Below are 7842 nucleotides of genomic sequence, written 5' to 3'. Positions count from 1 at the left end.
CCCACTGGTGGTCAATGGCTCTGGTGCGAATAGTGATTTGGGGATTGGGGATTGGGGATTGAGGACTACTCTTAACTCCCCAATCTCCCATGCCCTCTTCCAAAGCATCAATGGCATTTGCCAGGATGTTCATAAACACCTGATTCAACTGTCCGGGATAGCATTCAATCAGGGGAAGTTTTGCATAGTCTTTAATGATTTCAATTGCCGGACGATGAACATCTGCTTTCAGGCGATGGTGAAGAATCATTAGCGTTCCGTCGATGCCATCGTGGATGTTGACGGCTTTCATTTCAGCTTCGTCATGGCGGGAGAAGTTTTTCAGGGATTGGACAATTTCAACGATGCGACCTGTACCCAGTTTCATCGAATCTAGCAGTTTGGGGAAATCCTGCATGATAAATTCCAGGTCTATATTGTCCAACTCTGATTCCAGTTCTGGGGGAGCAACAGGTAGAAATTTCTGATAATTTTCCAACAGGTGTAATAAGTCTTTAGCGTATTCGGCAACATATTTTAAATTGCCGCAAATAAAGTTAACCGGGTTGTTGATTTCGTGGGCAACTCCGGCAATGAGTTGTCCTAAACTTGACATTTTTTCGCTTTGGATTAACTGAGTTTGGGCCAATTGCAACTCATGAAGAGCTTGCTGAAGTCTCTGTGTCTGAGCTTTTGCCTGGACGGCTGCTTGAGTGCTTTGCTCGTAAAGCACAGCTTTTTCAATAGCGATCGCTGTTTGAGAGGCAAAGATACTCACAAGTTTCAGGTGTTCAGCCATGTATGAGTCAGTTTTCGGCGTTCCAATAGCGATCGCTCCCAGTACCCGCTCTTTGGCTCGCAACGGTACACAAATCATTGCATTAACGTTTTTTTGCTCCTCTAAGCGAGGATCGGCTTGCACATCATTGACCAGTTCTGCGCGGTTGGATTGCACAATGTCACCAATAATTCCCTTACCCGGTTCCGGCTGACTGTGGTCAAAAAACACTCCAAATTCAGCAATGATTTCAAACGCAGTTGCATCTGGACTCAAAAGCAGAATCATCCCCGCAGATGATTCAATTAATTGACTCAATTCTTGAAGCACAAGTTGGGCAATCTGTCGCGTATCTAAACTTGTTGTCAGTTGAGTCGAGATATCGTCAAACAAATCAATTTCCTGATATCGCTCCAGCAATTCTTTGGCGAGTACTTTCTTCTCAGCTTCCTGCTTTGCCAGAAATGAGAGCAAAGTCGCAAGTAGAGTTGCCTGTTCTTCCCCAACAACCCAACCGATGATTTCTCCTGACACCTCGATTGGATATCGGTTTTTTGCAGTTTGCTCCCCAATGCTAATCAGTTTCGTGCCGTCTACTAGTTCAACATCAATCGCAATGTTAAACTGGTAAATTAAGTTATGAAGTAGAGATGGCAACTCTTTTTTGTTGAGCATCTTTCTGAGGTTAACTGTGGACATGAAACACCTCATAAATAGCAAGTTGTAAATTGGCTGTATTCATGCCAACCAGATTATTAATTTTATCTGCTACCTCTAGGGCTAAGTTTCCAAAGACAGGCATTTTCTTAGTTTTTACCAGTTGCGATCGCGCGGCCTCTCCTATAGAAAAGTAGCCTAAACTGTATTGCAACCCTCTGCCTTCTGCCTTCTGCCTCGTGCTTACTTCACCGTAGCTATCCATACCCCTTCGGAAAAGGAAGCTACGCCTAGCATTTCCGAAAAAGAGAGAAATTGTCATAAAAATCTAGGGATATAATAATTTACTAATTAAGACTAGTTTTCCCAAAAAGATGGGCGATATAACAACAAAGTTGAGCATTAACAAATATATTTAAATGCCGTAGTAGAGGCGTCCTTCCGTCTACGGAAATCGCTTACTTTTTGATGAGTTATAAAAAAACTATAAATAAAGCTTTCACAATTCTATAAAGGCATAGATTAAAAGCTATGGTCAATTGGTGTCTCTTGTTGCGACTACTCGTAAATTGGGAATCAGCTTTTCTGAGGCTGGAATAATCTTCTGTCTGGCAAAAAATAAATAGTCTACAAAAAAAGCTGCGATCGCAGCCTTTTTTGCTAATTTTAAAAAGTTTTTAGGTAAGCGCTAGCTTCAGTTAGATCCGAGAGTAGCGAAAACGAAGTCTGAGTAGCCGAAGCCAGCGTAACCACATTTGTGCAGGTTGTTCAAAGAACGTGAAAATATCACCGAAACCCAAATTAGTTTTGTGATGGTGCAACCAGTGTCTTTCAGGAGTAGTAATAAATAGAATTTGGCATAAAATATTGACAGGCTTTGAAGTTTGCCAACCTAGTACACTTATGTGTCTCCACCATACATGAAACTGACCAAGCAGTAATCCAGAGATAACGCCGATGGGAGAGAAAGGCCACAAGACTATTGCTATAAGTACATAAGGCAAAGCCCCCAAGATACCATCTAAAAGAACTTGGGGATTAAAAGTCAAAATAGCGTAGTGGCGAAAGTCCTTCTTCCAGGAGTGGTGCGTTTTTAAATGTAGGCTACCAAAAACGTGCTCGGGTACGTGGTAAAAAAATGTAGATAGAAAATCGCCAAAAAACAGTAATAACCAAGCAACAGCGATAGCCTCAAGCATTTGTACTCCTCAAGTAAGTTAAGAAAACTCCACAGAAAATATGCAAATCTTATGCTGTATACGTAGACACCTGATTTTCTATGATGCTTGCATCATCTATGCATTTCATGGGTCTACACTCCAGTTAATTTGACTCAGAGTATATGTAATTGGATGAGTTGCAGTTTCATGAATCTACAATCCTTAATGCAGTAAACAGCAACTTGTAAGAACCTCCAATTTGGCTTTTAACTCTGGATTAATGGTAGTAATACATCTACATCCCGATGGGAATACTGTATTTTACCATAGTTACTACATAATCTTCTTACTAAGACATAGAGCGTAAGCAAAGGTTAAGTTAAAATTAGTACAAATTTAGGTTAAGGCCTTCTTCAGTATTATTAATACTAAGCTGATTGCAATTAAGCTTTAATTAAAAATTTAATCAGAACAATAGAAATAGGCATTCTGCCAAGGTAGCCTGGGTTATCAAGGTGAGGAAAGCTGCTTGACAATTAAATTAAGAGGCGGCTAAATCTGGAGCATCTAGAATTAATTACATGCCATAATATAGGAATCGTATTTTATTTTTTAAATTATCTACGTGGGCGGGGAGTAGGGAGTAGGGAATAAGGAATTAGGCTTTTCGATCTGTACCGGGCTTTTTCAGAAATCAATTATTAGTCCTATAGTAGACTATCAATCAGCATCATCCTCTCTGCAAATCCCTGGATGATTTGCTCCTCCAGCAAGAACTGCCTCCTGTGGCCTGCCTCCTTCAATTACAACTTGTCCTCTTGAAAAGATATCTCGGCATATCCCAAATTTAGGTTACTTTCCAGTTGGGAAGGTAAAATCAGGATTTGAAGGTATGATTACACGATTTATCTGTTTCAGCATGAACAAAAAATGGGCCGTCAAACGAATCACTATAAACCTGGCATCAAATGAAGCCAAGAACCTTGAAAAGTATTGCGAACAAACAGGCAGACCAGCAACGGATGTGATTCGAGAACTGATTCGAGCTTTGCCACTGATAAAATAAAAGTAGATTTGCGAACCATTTAACCTTGGTTCATTCTCAAGATATAAGCATTAGAATGTGGTTGAATTGGAGGTAACTACTCAGGCTTGCCTACGGCTGTTCGGTTTTGCCGTTCCCGAAGGGTGGTCTGAGCTTCTATAATCATGGGGGAGTGCCTAAACTTAGACTTTTGCCCTAGTTTTGGACTTACCTCCCCTGCTACAGCAAATATCCTTATTCTGTCGTAACTTCCGTCAGAAAATAATTTATAACCTTTGTTTTTTAGTATTTTCGCAACAAACAACAGAATTTAAATAGCAAATATCCAGTCGTGAGGGTCTAATCGGCGAGCGTTGCTGAATCATAGGATGATTTTGCTCAATTTGGAACGAGTTTTCAATCCTTTCAACCACCTATTCATCCCGCATTTATGCAACGCTGGTCTAATCTATGATTACCTCTGTTGAATTACGCTTGTCAGAGTAAATTTAAAAACCTTTATCCAAATCTGCAACCCCTTCTACTTTAGCCGTGGCTCTTCTGGACTCGGGTTTTTCAGACTTGGCATGAAAAGTCAGGTCAAGGCAAGGCTTGAATAAGTTCCCGAATTACATCCGTTGCGGGTCTACCTGTCTGTTCACAATACTTTTCAAGGTTCTGAGCTTCATCTAATGTCAAGTTTAAGGTAATTCGCTTAAGCGCCCTTTTTTTACTGAAGGTTGCGAAACGGGGAAATTTAAGTGCAGCAGTTTTATTCATTGATTGATAGGCTAGATATATACAAACTTTATTTATCAAGCTTGCCAATTCCGAAATATCTTTACCAGTGAAAATCAGGATTTTTAGATTGAACTTAAGCTTTGCATCCCAAGTCTATTACTGAAAAACTAAGGTATCAAATAACTAAAAGCACACGGAATGAATCTGCCATTACCCAAGTCCAAGAAGCTTTCGGCTGAAGAGATGATGTCAGCAATGTCCCACAAGCCAGATTATCTGTTGAGCAAGCGGTGTTGAATTACTGAAACGAGTGGATTGCCAAAAGTGGTTTTCATCAGTGAATATTTTGGTAATATACCTGTTTTAAATCCTCTGCAACATAAGATTATTAGTTTATTATGGCTATCACCTCATATCTATAGCAACCTAGTAGATAATTCCTTTTAATCAAAGGTAATTACACCAACAGTGAGTTAATACATGACTTTACAGAATTGGAGACGCAAGCGTGGCGTTGCACTTACTAACAAGGGGTTACAAAAAATTAAGGAAGCAAAGCATCAGTCAGAAGCAAGGGAAAATTTTGGAAACAGGTATACTCTTGAAGAAATGAGTGCGCGATCGGGGTTATATTCCGCTACCATCTCGAAAGTATTGAATCGGGAGGGAGGAGTTGATAAACAGACTATTGAGAGGCTTTTTTCAGCTTTTAAGTTAAAAATAGATAAAAGCGACTATTCAAGCTCAAATACTCGTCTAGATTGGGGAGAAGCTATCTTTAACTCAGTTTTTTATGGACGTACAGAAGAACTTAATACCCTAGAGCAATGGATTCTTAATGAACACTGTCAATTAATTGCATTATTGGGAATAGGAGGCATTGGGAAAACAGCCCTGTCTGTAAAATTTGCTCAACAGATTCAGGAAAACTTTGAGTATGTAATCTGGCGATCGCTACGAGAAGCTCCACCTGCTAAAATTATTCTAGGTAACTTAATCCAATTTTTATCTGACGAGCAGGAAACGGAAGCAAACTTACCAGAAAGCTTTAGCGAGAGGGTATCACGCCTACTCTATTATTTACAAAATCATCGCTGTTTGGTAATACTTGATAATGCAGAGTCAATTCTCCGCAGTGGTAGCCGCGCCGGACTTTATCGAGAAGGATATGAGGAATATGGTGAGCTTTTAAGACGGGTAGGAGAAGCAACTCACCAAAGCTGCTTAGTGCTGACTAGTCGTGAAAAACCTAGAGAAGTGGCATTGCTAGAAGGACAAGCATTACCTGTTCGCTCTTTATCACTGAATGGTTTAAAGGTGGCAGAAGGGCAAGAAATCTTAAAACTCAAGGGACTATCGGCGGCTGAGGAGGAATGGAAAGTAATGATTGAACGCTATGCAGGCAATCCATTAGCGTTGAAGATAGTTGCCACGACCATTCAAGATGTTTTTGATGGTAATGTGACTGGATTTTTGCAACAAGACACATCTGTTTTTGGCGACATTCGTGATGTTTTAGAGCAGCAATTTGAACGTTTGTCAGATTTAGAAAAGGATATCATGTACTGGTTAGCGATTAATCGTGAGTCGATTACGCTCTCAGAACTGCAGGATGATATTACATCACCAGTACCAGCAGCAAAATTACTTGAAGCTGTGGAATCTTTAGGAAGGCGATCGCTAATCGAGAAGGCTGCGCCTACACTCATTGAAAAAACTGGATCACTTTTTACCCTCCAGCCTGTAGTCATGGAGTATGTAACTAATAGGTTGATAGAAAAGGTCTGTGAGGAGATTGTTACTCAGAATCTTGATTTATTCACGAGCAAAGCTTTGATAAAAGCCACAGCAAAAGAATATGTTAAGGATACTCAAATTCGCCTTATCATCAAACCAGTTATAAATGGTCTGCTTACTGCCTTTAGAAGTAAAAAACCCCTAGAAAATCACTTAGCTCAAATTTTATCAACTCTACGAGAGATATCTCCCCTAGAACAAAGTTATACGGCAGGAAATGTCTTTAACCTACTTTGTGATTTAGAAACCGATCTTAGCGGTTATGATTTTTCTTATCTAACTATTTGGCAAGCCGACCTGCAAAACGTCAAGTTACATAATGCAAATTTTGCTCACGCCCATCTAGCTAAGTCTGTTTTTGTTGAAACCTTTGGTGGTATTTTTTCGGTAGCCTTTAGCCCCAGTGGAAAGCTTTTAGCTACTGGTGATACCAATGGAGAAATTCGCTTGTACGAAGTTGCTAGTAGTCAGCAAATTCTGACTTGTAAGGGTCATGCTGGTTGGGTTTGGTCGGTTTCCTTTAGTCCCGACGGTCAGGTTCTTGCTAGTGGTAGTAATGATCAAACAATAAAACTGTGGGATACCAATAATGGTCAGTGTTTTAAAACTTTAGAGGGTCATAGTGGTGGGGTTCGTTCAGTCACTTTTAGTCCCGACAGTCAGGTTCTTGCTAGTGGCAGTGATGACCAAACAGTGAAGCTATGGAATACCACTACAGGCAAATGTCTAAAAACCTTACAAGAAGTTGGTTGTAGTGTATGGTCTGTTGCCTTCAGTCCAAAAGATTACATATTGGCAAGTGGAAATGATGACTATACGGTAAGGCTGTGGGATATTAACAGCAGTTCATGTATTCAAACCTTAGAGGGTCATACTCAGAGGGTATACTCAGTCACTTTCAGCCCTGATGGTAATACACTAGCTAGTGGGAGCCATGACCAAACAGTGAAACTTTGGGACATTAGTACTGCTCAATGTTTTAAAACTTTGCAGGGGCATACTGACTTGGTACATTCAGTTACCTTTAGTGTAGATGGTAATGCGCTTGTTAGTTGCGGTGATGATCAAACAGTTAAAGTATGGGATTTTAGTACTGGTCAATGTCTTAAAACTTTACAAGGACATAGAAATAGGGTATGGTCGTTAGCGACATGTATAAATAAAAACATTTGCGCTAGTAGCAGTGATGACCAAACGGTAAAGTTATGGAATATCGTTACTGGTAGATGTGTTAAGACATTCCAGGGTTACAATAATGGGATATGGTCAGTTGCTGTCAGTCCAAACGATAATATCCTTGCCAGTGGCAGTAATGACCAAACAGTGACATTGTGGAATGCTATGACTGGTAAATCTCTCAAAACTTTGCACGGACATGGTACGAGAGTCACATCAGTTGTGTTTAGCCCTGATTCTCAATTACTTGCTAGTGGCAGCGAAGACCGAACCATAAGGTTATGGGATCTGGGTACTGGTAAATGTCTTAAAATCTTGAGAGGGCATAGTAATCGAGTTACATCAGTTACTTTTAGTGCCGACAGCCATTTTCTTGCCAGTGGTAGCGATGACCAAACAATAAAACTCTGGGATATCAGTACTGGTGAATGTCTCAATACTTTACGAGAACATAATGGTAGAACATGGTCAGTCATTTTCAGCCCTGACAGTTATACATTAGCTAGTGGTAGTCATGACCGAACAGTGAA

Annotated in this window: 6 protein-coding genes; 2 read left to right on the top strand and 4 right to left on the bottom strand. The window is 40.2% G+C overall.

What is annotated here, in order from left to right; translation table 11 throughout:
• From ACFE90_RS14155 to ACFE90_RS14145, 3 genes are all read right to left on the bottom strand, one after another.
• The coding region (locus ACFE90_RS14155; RefSeq protein ID WP_375501474.1) for a GAF domain-containing protein at positions 1–1456 on the bottom strand (1456 nt) is incomplete at its 3' end.
• On the bottom strand, positions 1443–1679 hold the full coding sequence (locus ACFE90_RS14150; protein ID WP_375501472.1) for a hypothetical protein: 237 nt from the start codon (positions 1677–1679) through the stop codon (positions 1443–1445). The genes ACFE90_RS14155 and ACFE90_RS14150, both read right to left, overlap by 14 nt.
• A gap of 433 nt (positions 1680–2112) precedes the next feature.
• Positions 2113–2613, bottom strand: a complete 501-nt coding sequence (locus ACFE90_RS14145) for a fatty acid hydroxylase (RefSeq protein WP_375501470.1) — start codon at positions 2611–2613, stop codon at positions 2113–2115.
• Positions 2614–3493: 880 nt separating this feature from the next.
• On the opposite strand from ACFE90_RS14145, the gene ACFE90_RS14140 reads away from it, so the two are divergent.
• Positions 3494–3640 (top strand): ribbon-helix-helix protein, CopG family, encoded by a 147-nt coding sequence (locus ACFE90_RS14140; protein ID WP_229493684.1) that lies wholly within the window; start codon positions 3494–3496, stop codon positions 3638–3640.
• Positions 3641–4198: 558 nt separating this feature from the next.
• Here the strand turns inward: ACFE90_RS14140 and ACFE90_RS14135 are convergent.
• On the bottom strand, positions 4199–4378 hold the full coding sequence (locus tag ACFE90_RS14135; protein WP_375501468.1) for a CopG family transcriptional regulator: 180 nt from the start codon (positions 4376–4378) through the stop codon (positions 4199–4201).
• A gap of 441 nt (positions 4379–4819) precedes the next feature.
• On the opposite strand from ACFE90_RS14135, the gene ACFE90_RS14130 reads away from it, so the two are divergent.
• Positions 4820–7842: NB-ARC domain-containing protein (locus ACFE90_RS14130; RefSeq protein ID WP_375501478.1), on the top strand; the 3023-nt coding region annotated here is incomplete at its 3' end.

This window comes from uncultured Nostoc sp., assembly GCF_964245445.1.
In the GTDB taxonomy this organism is placed as follows: domain Bacteria; phylum Cyanobacteriota; class Cyanobacteriia; order Cyanobacteriales; family Nostocaceae; genus Nostoc.
Note: the sequence above shows the minus strand (reverse complement) of the source record. Positions and strands in the feature narration are given on the sequence as shown.